Source organism: Pectobacterium fontis (assembly GCF_000803215.1).
GTDB classification, from domain to species: Bacteria; Pseudomonadota; Gammaproteobacteria; order Enterobacterales; family Enterobacteriaceae; genus Pectobacterium; species Pectobacterium fontis.
This window is the reverse complement of the sequence record NZ_JSXC01000018.1, coordinates 33,936-51,460: the sequence shown is the minus strand read 5'-3', so window position 1 is coordinate 51,460 and position 17,525 is coordinate 33,936. Positions and strand designations below refer to the sequence as shown.

At 52.2% G+C, this 17,525-nt stretch carries 12 protein-coding genes; 1 reads left to right on the top strand and 11 read right to left on the bottom strand.

The features are described from left to right. Positions 1 to 46 precede the first annotated feature (46 nt). The 8 genes from carB to ribF all read right to left on the bottom strand — a co-directional run bounded on the left by carB (position 47) and on the right by ribF (position 11,741). Positions 47 to 3,271: a carbamoyl-phosphate synthase large subunit gene (gene carB / locus OI69_RS06450; RefSeq protein WP_039347624.1), complete on the bottom strand. Its 3,225-nt coding sequence runs from the start codon at positions 3,269 to 3,271 to the stop codon at positions 47 to 49. A 14-nt stretch (positions 3,272 to 3,285) separates the two neighbouring features. Continuing rightward, on the bottom strand, positions 3,286 to 4,434 hold the full coding sequence (gene carA / locus OI69_RS06445) for a glutamine-hydrolyzing carbamoyl-phosphate synthase small subunit (protein ID WP_039347834.1): 1,149 nt from the start codon (positions 4,432 to 4,434) through the stop codon (positions 3,286 to 3,288). A gap of 445 nt (positions 4,435 to 4,879) precedes the next feature. Beyond that, entirely contained in the window at positions 4,880 to 5,701 is an 822-nt protein-coding gene (gene dapB, locus OI69_RS06440; protein ID WP_039347621.1) for a 4-hydroxy-tetrahydrodipicolinate reductase, read from the bottom strand. Between the two features lie 337 nt (positions 5,702 to 6,038). Beyond that, positions 6,039 to 6,989 carry a 4-hydroxy-3-methylbut-2-enyl diphosphate reductase gene (ispH, locus tag OI69_RS06435; protein ID WP_039347618.1) on the bottom strand — a complete coding sequence of 317 codons (951 nt, stop codon included), beginning with the start codon at positions 6,987 to 6,989 and terminating at the stop codon, positions 6,039 to 6,041. After that, entirely contained in the window at positions 6,970 to 7,443 is a 474-nt protein-coding gene (gene fkpB / locus OI69_RS06430; protein ID WP_039347614.1) for an FKBP-type peptidyl-prolyl cis-trans isomerase, read from the bottom strand. The genes ispH and fkpB overlap by 20 nt, the downstream gene beginning before the upstream one ends. Next, positions 7,443 to 7,958, bottom strand: a complete 516-nt coding sequence (gene lspA, locus OI69_RS06425; RefSeq protein WP_154715524.1) for a signal peptidase II — start codon at positions 7,956 to 7,958, stop codon at positions 7,443 to 7,445. The genes fkpB and lspA overlap by 1 nt, the downstream gene beginning before the upstream one ends. Next, the gene (ileS, locus tag OI69_RS06420) at positions 7,955 to 10,768 is read right to left on the bottom strand and encodes an isoleucine--tRNA ligase (protein ID WP_039347609.1); all 2,814 of its coding nucleotides are present in this window, start codon (positions 10,766 to 10,768) and stop codon (positions 7,955 to 7,957) included. The genes lspA and ileS overlap by 4 nt, the downstream gene beginning before the upstream one ends. Positions 10,769 to 10,799: 31 nt before the next feature. Then, positions 10,800 to 11,741, bottom strand: a complete 942-nt coding sequence (gene ribF / locus OI69_RS06415; protein WP_039347606.1) for a bifunctional riboflavin kinase/FAD synthetase — start codon at positions 11,739 to 11,741, stop codon at positions 10,800 to 10,802. A gap of 426 nt (positions 11,742 to 12,167) precedes the next feature. On the opposite strand from ribF, the gene rpsT reads away from it, so the two are divergent. Continuing rightward, positions 12,168 to 12,431 (top strand): 30S ribosomal protein S20, encoded by a 264-nt coding sequence (gene rpsT, locus OI69_RS06410; RefSeq protein ID WP_039347603.1) that lies wholly within the window; start codon positions 12,168 to 12,170, stop codon positions 12,429 to 12,431. A 164-nt stretch (positions 12,432 to 12,595) separates the two neighbouring features. Here the strand turns inward: rpsT and nhaA are convergent, their stop codons facing one another. The 3 genes from nhaA to dnaK all read right to left on the bottom strand — a co-directional run bounded on the left by nhaA (position 12,596) and on the right by dnaK (position 17,133). Then, positions 12,596 to 13,780: a Na+/H+ antiporter NhaA gene (nhaA, locus tag OI69_RS06405; protein WP_039347600.1), complete on the bottom strand. Its 1,185-nt coding sequence runs from the start codon at positions 13,778 to 13,780 to the stop codon at positions 12,596 to 12,598. A 203-nt stretch (positions 13,781 to 13,983) separates the two neighbouring features. Next, positions 13,984 to 15,117: a molecular chaperone DnaJ gene (gene dnaJ / locus OI69_RS06400; RefSeq protein WP_039347597.1), complete on the bottom strand. Its 1,134-nt coding sequence runs from the start codon at positions 15,115 to 15,117 to the stop codon at positions 13,984 to 13,986. 108 nt (positions 15,118 to 15,225) lie between these two features. After that, positions 15,226 to 17,133, bottom strand: coding sequence for a molecular chaperone DnaK (gene dnaK, locus OI69_RS06395; RefSeq protein ID WP_039347594.1), 1,908 nt, complete (start codon positions 17,131 to 17,133; stop codon positions 15,226 to 15,228). Between the last annotated feature and the right edge of the window lie 392 nt (positions 17,134 to 17,525).

Here is a 17,525-nt window from a genome sequence, read left to right as displayed (position 1 = left end):
AACGCTGGCTTTTCTTATCCGCTTATTGCCTACCGAAGTCGGTCAATCAGCCTTGAATCATCGCATGCATTTCCTGTACGGACGTCACCTTCTCCGTCGGATCTGCTGTTAATGACATCGCCGTGGCAAAACCGCCATTCATCGTAGTGTCGTAGTGTACTTTGTATTGCAGCGCACTGCGGCGAATCAGCTTGGAGTCTTCAATCGCCTGACGACCTGCGGTAGTGTTGACGATGTAAGTGTACTCGCCATTCTTGATACGATCCTGAATGTGCGGGCGACCTTCATGCACCTTGTTGACCAGACGCGGGTTAATACCGGCTTCACCCAGTTCAATCGCGGTGCCGTGCGTCGCATCCAGTTCAAAACCGTACTTCAGCAGTTTGGCTGCCAGATCCACCACACGCGCTTTATCACCTTCACGCACGGACAACAGCGCACGTCCGTTTTTCTTCATGTGCGAATTGCTGCCCAGCATCGCCTTGGCAAACGCTTCAGCAAACGTACGACCAACGCCCATCACTTCCCCGGTCGAACGCATTTCTGGCCCCAGAATCGGGTCAACACCAGGGAATTTGTTGAACGGCAGCACCACTTCTTTCACAGAATAGTACGGCGGGATAATTTCTTTCGTCACGCCCTGTTCAGCCAGCGTTTTACCTGCCATCACGCGTGCCGCGACTTTCGCCAGTGGAACGCCGGTGGCTTTCGAGACAAACGGTACGGTACGCGCCGCACGCGGGTTCACTTCAATCAGGTAGACTTCGTTATCTTTCACCGCGAACTGCACGTTCATCAGGCCGCGAACGCAAAGTTCAAACGCCAGTTTTTCAACCTGCTGGCGCATCACATCCTGAATCTCTTTGCTCAGCGTGTAAGCTGGCAGTGAGCAAGCGGAGTCACCGGAGTGAACCCCCGCCTGTTCAATGTGCTCCATAATGCCGCCAATCAGCACGCGCTCACCGTCACAGATCGCATCAACGTCCACTTCGATAGCATCGTCAAGGAAGCGGTCTAACAGTACCGGCGCATCGTTAGATACGCTAACGGCGTTTTGGAAGTAGCGACGCAGGTCAATTTCGTCGTACACGATTTCCATCGCACGACCGCCCAGAACATAAGAAGGACGGACGACCAGCGGATAGCCGATGCCACGCGCTTTTTCTACCGCCTGCTCAATCGTTGCTACCGTGGCGTTTGCAGGCTGTTTCAGCCCCAGACGATTAACCGCCTGCTGGAAACGTTCACGGTCTTCTGCGCGGTCAATCGCATCCGGGCTGGTGCCGATAACCGGCACACCCGCCGCTTCCAGCGCACGCGCCAGTTTCAGCGGCGTCTGCCCACCGTACTGTACGATGACGCCTTTTGGCTTCTCGATACGGACGATTTCCAGCACGTCTTCAAAGGTTACCGGCTCAAAGTACAGACGGTCAGACGTATCATAATCGGTTGAAACGGTTTCCGGGTTGCAGTTAACCATGATGGTTTCATAACCATCTTCACGCAGCGCCAATGAAGCGTGGACGCAGCAGTAGTCAAACTCGATCCCCTGACCGATACGGTTTGGCCCACCGCCCAGTACCATGATCTTGTCACGATCCTGAGTCGGGTTGGCTTCACACTCTTCTTCGTACGTGGAGTACATGTAAGCGGTATCGGTCGCAAATTCTGCCGCACAGGTATCGACACGCTTATACACCGGGTGCAGGTCGTATTTATCGCGCAGTTTGCGAATTTCGCTTTCCGCCACGCCAGCCAGTTTCGCCAGACGCGCATCAGCAAAGCCTTTACGCTTCAGCGTACGCAGGAAATCAGCATCCAGTGCGGTGGCACCTTTCTCTGCGACCTGCTCTTCCAGACGCACCAGCTCTTCAATCTGCACCAGGAACCAGCGATCGACGTTGGTCAGGTTAAAGACGCCATCGACAGACATCCCTGCACGGAAGGCATCGGCGATGTACCAAATACGCTCGGCACCGGCATCTTTCAGCTCGCGGCGGATTTTGGTCAGCGCTTCTGGGTCATCCAAATCCACTTTCGGATCGAAGCCGGTTGCGCCCACTTCCAGACCGCGCAGCGCTTTCTGCAAAGATTCCTGCTGCGTACGGCCAATTGCCATCACTTCACCCACCGATTTCATCTGCGTGGTCAGACGATCATTGGCACCAGCGAATTTTTCGAAGTTGAAACGTGGGATCTTGGTGACAACATAGTCGATAGCCGGCTCGAAGGACGCTGGCGTACGGCCACCAGTGATGTCGTTCATCAGCTCATCAAGCGTGTAGCCTACCGCCAGTTTGGCCGCGATTTTCGCAATCGGGAAGCCGGTCGCTTTAGACGCCAGCGCGGAAGAACGCGATACGCGCGGGTTCATTTCGATAACAATCAGGCGACCGGTTTTCGGGTTCACCGAGAACTGGACGTTAGAACCACCGGTTTCTACGCCGATTTCACGCAGTACCGCCATCGAGGCGTTACGCATGATTTGATATTCTTTATCGGTCAGCGTTTGCGCAGGCGCGACGGTAATCGAGTCTCCGGTGTGGATCCCCATGGCATCGAAGTTTTCGATGGAGCAGACGATGATGCAGTTGTCGTTCTTATCACGCACCACTTCCATCTCATACTCTTTCCAACCAATCAGCGATTCATCAATCAGCAGCTCTTTGGTTGGCGAAAGATCCAGCCCGCGTTCGCAGATCTCTTCAAACTCTTCACGGTTGTAAGCGATACCGCCACCCGTTCCGCCCATCGTGAAGGAAGGACGAATGATGCACGGGAAACCGACGTCAGCCGCGACGGCCAGCGCTTCTTCCATCGTGTGGGCAATACCGGAACGCGCGGTATCCAGACCAATCTTTTTCATTGCCACGTCGAAACGGCGACGATCTTCCGCTTTATCAATGGCATCTGCCGTTGCGCCAATCATGGTGACGCCGAATTCGGCCAGCACGCCCTGACGTTCCAGTTCCAGCGCACAGTTCAGCGCCGTCTGGCCGCCCATCGTTGGCAGCACTGCATCTGGACGCTCTTTTTCAATGATTTTGCGTACCACTTCCCAGTGAATCGGCTCGATGTAGGTCGCATCAGCCATTTCCGGGTCGGTCATAATAGTAGCCGGGTTGGAGTTCACCAGAATAACGCGGTAACCCTCTTCACGCAGCGCTTTACACGCCTGTGCACCCGAGTAGTCAAACTCACACGCCTGACCGATAACAATCGGACCGGCGCCCAGAATCAGGATGCTTTTAATATCTGTACGTTTTGGCATGGTTTCGCTCCTGATTATTTAGCCGAAGAACGGTAAGTCTGAATCAAATCAATAAAGTGGTCGAACAGCGGCGCGGCATCATGCGGGCCAGGGCTTGCCTCTGGGTGCCCCTGAAAGCTGAACGCAGGCTTATCCGTGCGGTGAATTCCCTGAACCGTGTGGTCAAACAGGGATTTATGCGTGACGCGCAGCGTGTTAGGCAAGTTATCTTCATCCACCGCAAAGCCGTGGTTCTGTGCGGTGATCATCACGCAGTTGTTATCCAGATCTTTGACCGGATGGTTGCCACCGTGGTGGCCCAGCTTCATCTTGATCGTCTTCGCACCGCTCGCCAGCGCCAGCAGTTGGTGTCCCAGACAGATGCCGAATACCGGAATATCGGTTTCCAGGAAAGTTTTAATCGCCCGAATCGCGTAGTCGCACGGTTCCGGGTCGCCCGGGCCGTTAGAGAGGAAAATACCGTCTGGATTCAGCTTCAGCACGTCTTCTGCCGGTGTCTGTGCCGGAACCACCGTCAGGCGGCAACCGCGATCTACCAGCATACGCAAAATGTTGCGTTTCACCCCGTAGTCATAAGCCACAACGTGGTAAGGCAGCTCGCTTTCGTTTTTCGCCGCAGGCAATTCGCCTTCCAGCGTCCAGCTTCCCTGTAACCAACTGTAGCTTTCCGCCGTTGTCACTTCTTTGGCCAGATCCATCCCTTTCAGGCCGGGGAAGGCTTTCGCTTTCTCCAGCGCGACGGCAGCATCCGGCGCATCGCCCGCGATAATGCAGCCATTCTGTGCGCCTTTTTCACGCAGCAGACGGGTCAGTTTACGGGTATCAATGTCGGCAATGGCAACGATGTTGTTGCGTTTGAGATATTCAGACAGGCTTTCTTCACTACGGTAGTTGCTGGCAATCAGAGGTAAATCGCGAATAACCAGACCTTGAGCCTGTACAGAGGGAGATTCTTCATCGTTGGCATTAGCGCCAACATTACCGATATGGGGATAAGTGAGGGTGACAATCTGGCGAGAATAGGAAGGATCAGTAAGGATTTCTTGATAACCGGTCATCGACGTATTGAAGACCACTTCCCCCACTGCCGACCCTTCTGCCCCAATGGCCCGACCGTGGAATTGGGTTCCGTCTTCCAGAACCAATAGCGCTGACTTAATCAAAACACCCTCCAAGGAATAAACAATCACGTTATTTGCATATTAATTCAGATTCGAGCCACTAAATCAATGCAAAAACTACCTGTAAGGCCAATTTTTGGCAAATTGGGCGCATTTTAATGATGGTCTTCCTGATTGTCTACCCAAACTGCTTTTTTTCTCTTATTTTTATGCTTTACGAAATAAATAGCCGCCCACTGACGTAAAAAACCACATCAACTTAGGCAAGTAAACGGTTGCGAGACAACATCGTTAAAATAAGGATAACAAATCACCAGCAGAGGGCATTTTAAGAGTAAAGAAGGATAACCACCCGGATAAAAGCGAATGAAAGATAGATAAATGAGAACAATGAAATAAAAATGACATGTAGGTAGAAAAAGAAAAGGTGATCATTAAAATAACCACCTTTATCAGTAAGATAATTTTTTATAAAAGAATTAAAAAACTACAAAACATCCAGAGAAAGCACATCTCTCATATCAAAAAGTCCATTTTCTTTCGAACTAATCCAGATGGCGGCTCTTACTGCACCATTAGCAAATGTCATGCGGCTGGATGCCTTATGGGTAATCTCAACGCGTTCGCCAATGTCAGCAAACATCGCCGTATGTTCACCAACGATATCACCAGCCCGCACAGTAGCAAAACCAATGCTTTTCGGATCGCGTTCACCCGTATGACCTTCACGGGCATACACGGCACAGGACTTCAGATCGCGCCCCAGCGCATCGGCAATCGCTTCGCCCATCGCCAACGCAGTGCCAGACGGCGCATCCACTTTGTGGCGGTGGTGTGCTTCAATGATTTCGATATCCGTATAGTCGCCCATGACCTTGGCGGCTTTTTCCAGCAGCTTCAGCATGACATTGACGCCAACGCTGAAGTTCGCCGCAAACACAATGCCGATATCCTGTGTTGCCTGTTTAATCGCCGCCTTTCCTGCGTCATCAAAGCCGGTAGTCCCAATAATCATGCCCTTACGGTGCTGACGGCAAAATGCCAGATGCGCTAATGTGCCTTCCGGGCGAGTGAAGTCGATCAAAATATCGAAATCATCCTGCACGGCATCCAAACTTTCCTGCACGGTAATGCCGTTTTTACCCAGCCCGGCCAGTTCACCTGCATCGCTGCCGATCAGAGACGACCCAGAACGCTCCAGCGCCGCGCCCAATACCACGCCGTCCATTTGCTCGATAGCCTGAATCAACTGGCGTCCCATACGGCCGCCTGCACCGACAACCGCAATACGGATGGATAAATCCTTCATAATGTCTCTCTCTTTTTGCTTCTGACGACATAAAAATAACATCAGGTTAACGGGCGCTGCGCACTATCGCCAGCGGATTTACCGCCAGATTAGAAAATACTGTTTGAAACCGCAGAAAATCAGCAAAACTGTCTCGCTATCGGTATCAGGATCCTGCATCAGAGCAGTAATAATAGGCAAAGTGTTTGAAGACATGCGGAAAAGGTCAAAAATAAACCACATGGCATAACGCATAAAAATTCATTTTTATGCATTAACATTTTGATGAATGAATAACAGCAAAGGAAAACGGAAGGGAATAACAGCGGTAAGGCCGAAACCCTACCGCATGAATCAACTAATCGACCTGTTTGACGTCAACACGCAGCTCTTTCGGCACTTCAAAGACGATGTTTTCTTCACGTCCCTGCATTTCAACCGCAACCTTGCCGCCCAATTCTTTCAGGCGCTGAATCACCTGTTGTACCAGAATATCCGGTGCAGATGCGCCTGCGGTTACCCCAACATGCGAAGCACCATTGACCCATGACTCCTGTATATCTTCCGCAGAATCAATCAGATAAGCTGATTTCCCCGCTCGCTGCGCCAATTCAGCAAGGCGGTTGGAGTTTGAGGAGTTTTTAGAACCCACGACAAACACGACATCTGCCTTATCCGACAAATGACGCACCGCTTCCTGACGATTGGTCGTGGCATAACAGATATCATCTTTACGCGGGCCAACGATTTGGGGAAAACGCTCGCGCAACGCATCAATCACCGCATAGGTATCATCAACAGAAAGCGTAGTCTGTGTCATAAAACACAAATTACTTTCGTCTTTTACCTGTAGCTGCCAGACATCTTCCGGTGACTCGACCAGATACATGCCGCCATCCGCATTGCTGTATTGCCCCATCGTCCCTTCCACTTCAGGGTGTCCGGCATGTCCGATAAGAATCGCTTCCACGCCTTTCTTACTGGCTCTGGCCACTTCCATATGCACTTTAGTGACCAACGGACAGGTCGCATCGAAGACCGTCAGGTCACGGCTTTTGGCTTCATTACGTACCGCTTGCGAAACACCATGCGCCGAGAAAATCAAAATCGCCCCATCCGGCACGTCTTCGATCTGCTCAATAAAAATCGCGCCACGTTCACGTAATCCATTGACGACATAGCGATTATGTACCACTTCATGACGAACGTAGATCGGCGTGCCAAACAGCTCCAGTGCACGTTCCACAATGCTGATAGCACGATCGACACCGGCACAAAAGCCGCGTGGATTAGCCAGCAGGATCTGCATGTGTCACCTCCTGTTGTACGGGATCGATATCCAGCACCTCGAGATCGAAGGTAATCGCCTGACCGGACAAAGGATGATTAAAATCGACCGTCACGGACTCTTCGGTCACATCACGGATAATGCCCGGCATATCGTTTCCAGCAACACCGCTGAACAACATGATAGTGCCTACATCCGGCACACCGGTCTGGGCGAAATCACGACGCAAGAAGAACTGGATCAGGTTCGGGTTGGTCGGCCCAAAGGCCGACTCCGGCGACAGCGTAAATTTGCGTTTATCACCCCGCTTCAACCCCAACAGATGTTGTTCCAGCCCGTCAGACAAGCTGCCGTCGCCAAGACGAAACAGCGCTGGCTTACCGCGCTCACGCGTGGATTCGGCCGTAGAACCATCCTCCAGCGTCAGGATAAAATGCACCAACAGCGCGCTGTTATGCTGAACACTCTCGGACATCAGTGACCCTTTTGCTTAACGGTATCAGTATCATCATGCGTGCTGAAAAACCCTTCCAGTACGATGAGCGCCGCACCAATGCAGATGGCGGTGTCGGCGAGGTTAAAGGTAGCGAAATGCCAGTCACCGACATAGAAATCGATAAAATCGACGACAAATCCGTGCCATGTCCGGTCAAACAGGTTGCCCAATGCGCCACCGATAATCAGCGAATACGCAATGTTATTGAGCCTGTGTTTGCCGCTGCCACGGTACATCATCACCAGCAGCGCAACCACAATCGCAATCGCGATACCGGCAAAGAACCAACGTTGCCAGCCACCTTTATCCGCCAAAAAGCTGAATGCTGCGCCGTAGTTACGGGCATAATGCAGATTCAGAGAAGGCATCACAGGCACCGTGTCCCCCAGCGCAAAGTGGGTAAGAATCCACTGCTTGCTGCCAAGATCGACAACTAAAACCAGTAGCGCCAGCCAAAGCCAGCGCAGTCCACTCGAACAGATCTTATTCATCAGACAAATTTACGCTCTTCGCCATTGCCGCCCACGTTGGTCGCACAGCGACCACAAACTTCAGGATGCTCGGCATTGCTACCGATATCCGTCTCATAATGCCAGCAGCGTGGACATTTGTGCCCTTCTGCCTCACTTAAGGCAATTTTCAGGCCGGTGAGTTCCGTCGCCTGCGCGCTATCCGGCGCATTCTCATAACGTTCCACCCGCGCTTTGGAGGTCAACAGGGCAAAGTGGAGTTCCTGATGAAGCTGATTCAATTTGCCTGCCAGATTCTCATCGGCATACAGCGTGACAGAGGCCTCCAGCGAACCACCGATGCGCTTGTCATTACGCGCCTGTTCGATGACTTTGTTCACTTCGCTACGCACTTTCAGCATATCAGCCCAGAACGCATCGTTCATAGTTTCCGCCGTATCCAGTGCGAACAAGCCGCCATACCACTCTTCAGTAAAGACGTACTGCGCACGCTCGCCCGGTAGGTAGCTCCAGATCTCATCCGCAGTGAAGGACATGATCGGTGCCATCCAGCGCACCAGCGCTTCTGAGATATGGTATAGCGCAGTCTGGCAGCTACGGCGTGCAACGCTGTCGCTTTTTGCCGTGTACTGACGATCTTTAATGATATCCAGATAGAAGGAGCCCATCTCGATCGAGCAGAACTGCATCAGACGTTGTACGACACGGTGGAAATCGTAGCTTTCATACGCTTCGAGGATCTCTTCCTGCGCCGCTTTCGCGCAGCCAACCGCCCAGCGATCCAGCACAACCATCTCTTCCGGCTTCACGCTGTCTTTCTGGGGATCGAATCCGTTCAGGTTCGCCAACAGGAAACGTGCGGTATTGCGAATACGGCGATAGGCATCGGCAGAGCGCTTCAGGATCTCATCGGATACGGCGATTTCACCGGAGTAATCCGTTGAACCGATCCACAGGCGCAGAATGTCGGCACCCAGCTTGTTCATCACATCTTGCGGGCTGACGGTATTCCCGATCGATTTGGACATCTTGCGGCCCTGACCATCAACGGTGAAACCGTGAGTCAGCACCTGACGGTAAGGCGCTTTGCCTTTGATCGCGGTGGAGATCATCAGTGAAGACATGAACCAGCCGCGATGCTGGTCGGAACCTTCCAGATACATATCCGCTGCGTGACCGCCAAATTCAGGACGCACATCGACGACAGAGGCGTGCGTCGATCCCGAATCGAACCACACGTCCAGCGTGTCCGGCACTTTGACGTAGTTATCTGCATCCACGCCCAACACATCAGCCGGATCGAGATCCCACCACGCCTGAATGCCGTCGGCTTCAACACGTTTCGCCACAGCCTCAATCAGCTCAGCGGTGCGCGGGTGCAGCTCTTCTGTCTCTTTGTGAACGAACAGCGACATCGGCACGCCCCAGGTACGCTGACGAGAGATACACCAGTCAGGACGGTTAGCAACCATCGCTTCGATACGCGCCTGACCCCAATCCGGGATCCACTGTACGCCTTTGATTTCAGACAGCGACTGCTTGCGCAGGCCTTTCTGATCCATGCTGACAAACCACTGCGGCGTGGCGCGGAAAATGATCGGCGATTTATGACGCCAGCAGCACGGATAGCTGTGCTGCAATTTCTCTACGTGCAGCAACATGCCTTTTTCACGCAGAATCTCAACGATCAGATCGTTGGCTTTGAAAACGAATTTGCCATCCAGTTCAGGATAGGTGCCGCTCAGGTAGCAGCCGTTCGGCCCCACCGGGTTGGCGATTTCCAGGTTGTATTTCTGGCTGATCACATAGTCGTCAGGACCGTGACCACCAGCGGTATGTACCGCGCCCGTACCCGCATCCAGCGTTACGTGCTCGCCCAGAATAGCTGGCACGTCAAAGTTCAGGAACGGGTGTTTGAAACGCAACAGTTCAAGATCCACGCCTTTACAGTCGCTCAGTACAATCCACTGAGTCACACCGATGCGTTTCATCACACTTTCAACCAGATCGGCTGCCAGAATCAGCGCCTGACCGTCAATCTGTACCAGTTGATAATCGAACGCCGCGTTCAATGAAATCGCACGGTTGGCCGGCAGCGTCCACGGCGTCGTCGTCCAGATCACCAGCGAAACGGGGCCGTCTACGCTGCTCACGCCGAATTTCGCCAAGACCGCCGCTGCATCGCTGGCGTTAAAGGTCACATCAATGGACGGGGAGATTTTGTCATAGTATTCGACTTCCGCTTCCGCCAGCGCGGAACCGCAGTCGGCACACCAGTGAACCGGCTTCGCGCCCTTGTGCAGGTGGCCGTTTTCAATGATGCGACCCAGCGCACGAATGATGTTCGCTTCGGTTTTGAAATCCATCGTCAGGTAAGGACGATCCCAGTCGCCCAGTACGCCAAGACGAATAAAATCAGCCTTCTGCCCAGCAACCTGCTCGGCCGCGTATTTACGGCACGCTGCGCGGAATTCTGCCGCACTGACTTTCTCACCCGGCTTACCAATCAACTGCTCTACTTTCAGCTCAATCGGCAGACCGTGGCAGTCCCACCCCGGCACATAAGGAGAGTCATAGCCAGAGAGGCCTTTCGATTTAACGATAATATCTTTCAGAATCTTGTTAACTGAGTGACCAATATGAATACTGCCGTTCGCATACGGAGGGCCGTCGTGCAGAATGAAAGTTTTCTTTCCCTTCTTCGCATTGCGAATAATCCCGTACAGATCCTGCTCATACCAACGTTTCAGCATGTCAGGTTCGCGCTTGGCCAAATCGCCACGCATCGGGAACCCTGTTTCCGGCAAGTTCAGGGTAGTCTTATAATCACTCATTAGATTCTCGATTTCGTTTCGGCTAGAAAAATTAAACCGGTGTCTTTAACCCGAAGAACGTCCGGGCTGCCACCACATCATCGGCGATTTGCTGTTTTAACGCATCGAGCGAAGCAAAACGCTGTTCATTACGGATCTTTTTACGCAGTACGACTTCAATATGACGACCATAGATATTCATCGCCACATCCAGTAAATGCACTTCAAGCTGCTGGCGTTTATCGCCATTTACCGTCGGACGCGTGCCAATATTGGCAACGCCTGGCAGCGGCTCTTGTCCCAGCCCATAAACGCTAACGGCATAGACGCCGCTTACGGGGGAAACCTGACGTTTCAGCGGCAGGTTGGCGGTAGGGAACCCAATGGTTCGCCCCAATTCTTTGCCATGCTCTACACGACCAGAAATGCAGTAAGGATGACCCAGCAGACTTTCCGCTCGTTCGAGTTCATCACGGCGGAGCGCTTCACGCACCGCCGTGCTGCTGACCCGTTTGCCGCCATCACAGAACGAATCAGTGCTGATGACATCAAACCCCGCTTCACGCCCAGCTTTCTGTAATAACAGGAAATCCCCCTGACGACCAGCCCCGAAACGGAAGTCATCCCCCACCACCAGAAACTTCACGCCCAGTTTCTTCACCAACAGGGAAGAAACAAATGTCTCGGCATCATTCGCAGCAAAACACGCATCGAACCGGACGCACAGTAGGTAGTCCACGCCAGCCTGCGCCAGATATTTTACTTTGTCACGCAGACGCGTCAGACGTGCGGGCGCTTTTTCCGCCGCGAACAATTCCAGCGGCTGTGGTTCAAAAATCATCACCATCACTGGCAGACCACGATCGCGCCCTTCCTGCTTCAGTCGTTCAAGCAGCATTTGGTGTCCAAGGTGCACGCCATCAAAATTACCAATAGTGAGCACACAGCCATAATGGTGTGCCCGAAGATTGTGTATACCGCGAATTAGCTGCATGGCTGGCCCAGAACAAAGGGTTAATATTATGGAAATCGGCGGATTATACCTTGTACAGCGAGTAAGGTTAACCCGCGATTCGCTCCTTTTACCGCCACCTTGTAAATCGTACCAATATTTGCACATTTTTTAGCTGAATCATCGACGAATTCTGCCCATCCACAGAATATCTGGATAGTGGCTCACCTTATACAACCTGACTTTACAGAGAGCAGACAAGGTTTTATCAAATTCAGAATGAATTTATGATGCGAAAGGCTGTATTCCACTGCGTGAAGCTGCTAAAATCCTGCGCCATCACAACGTAACAAGTGTCGACGTACAAACGACGCTTATTTGCACAAATCCATTGACAAACGAAGGCCAAACGGGCATATTCCACGGCCTTTGAATTGTCCTCGATTGAATATATTTGGGAGTTGGACCTTGGCTAATATCAAATCAGCTAAGAAACGCGCCGTACAATCTGAGAAGCGCCGTAAGCATAACGCAAGCCGTCGCTCAATGATGCGTACTTTCATCAAGAAAGTATACGCGGCGATCGCGACTGGCGATAAAGAAGCGGCACAGAAAGCATTTAGCGACATGCAACCAATCGTGGATCGTCAAGCTGGTAAAGGCTTGATCCACAAAAACAAAGCTGCACGTCATAAATCCAATCTGGTTGCGCGCATCAACGCCATGCAATAATCGCGCGTCTGCGTGTTGTTGCTAAGAAAAACCGGCTCAGGCCGGTTTTTTTACGTTCGTCATATCACCAAAAATGCTCAACTTCCCCCGTTCCCCAACCACGTTCTCACAGAAACGTACTGAGAAATCGGCATGGCATACACCCTGTACGCCGCATAAGCCAACTACCGAGCCGATTTGTTCTGCGACGACAACACTCCGCGTAGTGCCAGATAGCCAAGTAGCGCAGACAGCCCTGACGCCAGCAAGATCCCCAGCTTGGCATAGGTAATCAATTCTACATCGCCACCAGAAAATGCCAGTAACGTAATAAATATCGACATAGTAAAGCCGATACCGCACAACACCGACACCGCCGCGATCTGGTTAAAGCGCACGCCAGCGGGCAGACGCGCGTAGCCTAACCGTATGGTTAGCCAACTGAATAAGGTCACGCCCAGCGGCTTACCTATCACTAGCCCAGTGGCAATACCAAGGGTCAGAGGTGAAAGCAGTTTTTCCAACACAACTCCCTGTAGCACAATCCCCGCGTTAGCGAAGGCAAATAGCGGGATAATCAGAAACGTAACCCACGTTTGCAAACCATGCTCCAGCGTGGTTGCCGGAGAAGGTTCCCTATCGGCTGCCCGCAAAGGAATAAAAAATCCGACGATCACCCCAGCCAGCGTCGCATGAACGCCACATTTCAGGATGCAAACCCACAGGACGATCCCCACCAGCAAATAGGCCGAGGTTTTCCTGACCTGCTGTCTATTCATATAGGCCAACACGGCAATCGCCAGCGCCGCGCCGCCCAGCGCAGGCCAAAAAATCTGTTGTGTATAAAACAGGGCAATAATCAGAATGGCTCCCAGATCGTCGATAATCGCCAACGCCAGCAGGAAGACTTTCAGCCCTGCGGGAACGCGCTTGCCCAGTAACGTCAACACCCCAACAGCAAACGCGATATCTGTCGCAGTGGGAATAGCCCAACCAACACGCGTCACCTCATCATTCGCGTTGAAAAGCAAAAACAGCAAGGCAGGAAAAATCATTCCTCCTACCGCCGCCGCCAGTGGCAGCATCGCCTGCTGACGGCTGGCCAGCGTGCCTTGCACTAATTCGCGTTTCACTTCCAGGCCAATCAGCAGGAAGAAAATCGCCATCAGACCATCGTTAATCCACAACAGCAGGTTCTTATTAATTTCCAGTGCGCCAAACCGCATTTCCACGGGCATCATCAGGAACTGCTGATAGCCCACAGCAGTAACCGAACAATTGGCAAGTGCGAGTGCCAACACCGTTGCCAGCATTAACACGACACCCGCAGCCGCATCCAGTCCGATAAAACGGCGAATCATTGTTATCATTGACTTAATCTCTCATCAGACACGAACGACAATACCGTTCGCTTGCTTTTCTTGCTGGCAAGATTACGCAATCTAATCACTCGTTAAAAGCAGATTAAAATTGGCTTAATGCGCGAAAACATCGATCTATTGCATTGAGAACGCATAAAAAAACCGGCAGGTTTGACCCCGCCGGTCTTTTATTACGCGTTAACGGTAAGCCATTAACGGGTCAAATCGTCAAAAAATTTCTTCACACCATCGAAGAAGCTTTTCGAACGCGGGCTGTTTCTTTCACCAGACGGGCCACCGAAGCTCTCGTCGAGTTCTTGCAGTAGCTGTCTTTGACGCTCGTTCAGATTCACCGGCGTTTCAACCACTACACGGCACAGCAGGTCGCCCTGCGCCCCGCCGCGTACTGATTTCACACCTTTGCCACGCATACGGAACAGTTTCCCGGTTTGCGTTTCCGCAGGCACTTTCAGCTTCACGCGGCCATCCAGCGTCGGAACTTCAATCTCGCCGCCTAATGCTGCCATCGCAAAGTTGATCGGTACTTCGCAGTACAGATTATTCTCTTCACGCTGGAAGATTGGGTGCGCTTTAACCTGCACCTGAACGTACAAATCACCTGACGGTGCGCCGTGCTCACCCGCTTCACCTTCACCAGACAAGCGGATACGGTCACCCGAGTCCACGCCCGCCGGAATTTTCACCGACAGCGTTTTGCTCTTCTCTACGCGCCCATGACCGTGACATTTGACGCACGGATCTTTAATGATCTTGCCGCGACCATGACAGTGTGGACATGCCTGCTGTACGGTAAAGAAGCCCTGACGCATCTGCACCTGACCGTTACCATGACAGGTTGGACAAGTGACTGGCGAACTCCCCGGCTTCGCGCCGTTGCCGTGGCACACATCACACTCTTCCAGTGCGGGAATACGGATCTCTTTGGTGACGCCACGTACTGCTTCTTCTAGCGTCAACTCCATGTTGTAGCGTAAATCGGATCCACGGCTCGCGCGCTGACGGCGACCGCCGCCAAAAATGTCACCGAACACGTCGCCAAAAATATCACCAAAATCGGCACCGCCGCCGCCAAAGCCGCCGCCTCCGCCCATACCACCTTGCTCAAACGCCGCGTGACCGTACTGGTCGTAAGCGGCACGTTTTTGCGCGTCGGTAAGGATCTCGTAGGCTTCTTTGATCTCTTTGAACTTGGCTTCTGCCTCGCTATCACCCTGATTACGATCCGGGTGGTACTTCATCGCCAGACGCTTGTACGCTTTCTTTATTTCGCGCTCATCTGCACTTTTAGCAACGCCCAGAGTTTCGTAATAATCTTGCTTCGCCATTTCTTTTCCTGCCCCTCAACATGCGTGCACGGGCGCAGAGTTTCCTCGACGCCCGTGCTGATTGCCAGCAATAGCCTTGTGGCTGCTACTGCGCCCGCTCAAGGGCGATTACTTTTTATCTTTTACTTCTTCAAACTCAGCATCAACGACATCGTCATCGCGACGAGCAGAGGCATCATCTGCGGCACCTTCAGCACCTGGCTGTGGCTGAGACGCTTCCAGCAGCTTGCCGGACACCTGAACCAGCGCCTGAATTTTCGCTTCGATTTCTGCTTTGTCTTCGCCTTTCAGCGCGCTTTCCAGCGCTTTCAGTGCGTCTTCAATGGCAGTTTTATCATCAGCAGCCAGCTTATCGCCCACTTCTTCCAGTTGCTTACGCGTGCTGTGCAGCAGGTGATCGCCCTGGTTACGAGCCTGAACCAGCTCTTCAAATTTACGGTCAGATTCAGCGTTCGCTTCTGCATCACGTACCATTTTCTGAATTTCTTCTTCGTTCAGACCAGAAGATGCCTTAATGGTGATTTTCTGCTCGCGACCGCTGTTTTTGTCTTTCGCGGAAACGTGCAGGATACCGTCGGCATCGATATCGAAAGTGACTTCGATCTGCGGCATACCGCGCGGTGCAGCCTGAATCCCATCCAGATTAAACTGACCCAGCGATTTGTTGTCGTGCGAACGCTTACGCTCACCCTGTAGAACGTGAATCGTTACCGCAGACTGGTTATCTTCCGCCGTTGAGAACACCTGACTGTGTTTCGTCGGGATCGTGGTGTTTTTAGCGATCAGCGCCGTCATCACACCGCCCATGGTTTCGATACCCAGAGACAGCGGAGTGACGTCCAGCAGCAGAACGTCTTTCACGTCACCAGACAACACACCACCCTGCACTGCCGCACCGATAGCAACCGCTTCGTCCGGGTTCACGTCTTTACGTGGCTCTTTACCGAAGAAGTCAGCAACTTTCTTCTGCACCAGAGGCATACGCGTCTGACCACCCACCAGAATCACGTCCTGAATTTCAGAAACGGACAGGCCAGCATCCTGTAGAGCCACTTTCAGCGGTTCCAGAGAACGGTTAACCAGCTCTTCTACCAGTGATTCCAGTTTCGCACGGGTCACTTTGATGTTCAGGTGCTTAGGACCGGTCGCATCTGCCGTGATGTATGGCAGGTTAACGTCGGTCTGCTGTGCAGAAGACAGCTCGATCTTGGCTTTTTCTGCGGCTTCTTTCAGACGCTGCATAGCCAGCGGATCGTTGCGCAGGTCGAAACCTTGCTCTTTCTTAAATTCATCAACCAGATAGTTGATCATGCGGCTATCGAAGTCTTCGCCACCCAGGTGGGTGTCACCGTTGGTCGCCAGAACTTCAAAGGTTTTTTCGCCATCCACTTCATCGATTTCGATGATGGAAATATCGAACGTACCGCCGCCCAGATCGTAGACCGCGATAGTGCGGTTGCCCACTTCTTTGTCCAGACCGTATGCCAGCGCTGCCGCGGTTGGTTCGTTGATGATACGTTTAACTTCCAGACCCGCGATACGACCAGCATCTTTGGTTGCCTGACGCTGCGCATCGTTGAAGTAAGCCGGTACAGTGATAACCGCTTCGGAGATCGTCTCACCCAAATAGTCTTCTGCCGTTTTCTTCATTTTTTTCAGCACTTCGGCTGAAATCTGCGGCGGAGCCATTTTCTGATCTTTCACTTCCAGCCAGGCATCACCATTATCTGCCGCGATAATTTTGTACGGCATGATGTTGGCATCGCGCTGCACTTCTTCGTCTTTAAAACGACGGCCAATCAGACGCTTAATAGCAAACAGGGTATTTTTCGGGTTGGTCACTGCCTGACGTTTAGCCGGTTGGCCAACCAGAGTTTCACCATCTTGCGTATAAGCAATGATTGAAGGCGTGGTGCGATCGCCTTCGCTATTTTCCAGTACTTTTACCTGAGTACCGTCAATAATCGCGACACAAGAGTTGGTTGTACCCAGGTCGATACCAATAATCTTACCCATCTAAACATCTCCACTAAAAAGTCATATTCGGTATGGTGGTTAAACCTACTGTGCGGGCGAAATGTCGTTTTTCAACAAGATTTCTCGTCTTACAACGACACCCCCTCGTTTTCATCAGCAGCACACATTTATTTTCATGCTCACCACCGATGTCACGGCCCGACACACGCCTTTGCGGCAGGTCAAACGGTTTCGGTTGCAAATAAGATGGGGCCAACATTTCTTTCATCAAGGGGGGAAGATGAAAAAAAATGGCCTTTATCCCTCTTACGATCAAACTATTCTGCCTTGTCCATGTTGTGTCGACTCCAAACGCCCGATATGATGCCGCGCTCGCCGCAGAAATGGGAACATTTCCCTACACAATGGCGGGCAATAACACCCAAACGACA

Coding starts and splice junctions, on each gene's coding strand:
- carB (WP_039347624.1), bottom strand. CDS start 3,271: ATGCCAAAACGTACAGATATTAAAAGCATCCTGATTCTGGGCGCCGGT.
- dapB (WP_039347621.1), bottom strand. CDS start 5,701: ATGAAGGATTTATCCATCCGTATTGCGGTTGTCGGTGCAGGCGGCCGT.
- ispH (WP_039347618.1), bottom strand. CDS start 6,989: ATGCAGATCCTGCTGGCTAATCCACGCGGCTTTTGTGCCGGTGTCGAT.
- fkpB (WP_039347614.1), bottom strand. CDS start 7,443: ATGTCCGAGAGTGTTCAGCATAACAGCGCGCTGTTGGTGCATTTTATC.
- ileS (WP_039347609.1), bottom strand. CDS start 10,768: ATGAGTGATTATAAGACTACCCTGAACTTGCCGGAAACAGGGTTCCCG.
- ribF (WP_039347606.1), bottom strand. CDS start 11,741: ATGCAGCTAATTCGCGGTATACACAATCTTCGGGCACACCATTATGGC.
- nhaA (WP_039347600.1), bottom strand. CDS start 13,780: ATGATAACAATGATTCGCCGTTTTATCGGACTGGATGCGGCTGCGGGT.
- dnaJ (WP_039347597.1), bottom strand. CDS start 15,117: ATGGCGAAGCAAGATTATTACGAAACTCTGGGCGTTGCTAAAAGTGCA.
- dnaK (WP_039347594.1), bottom strand. CDS start 17,133: ATGGGTAAGATTATTGGTATCGACCTGGGTACAACCAACTCTTGTGTC.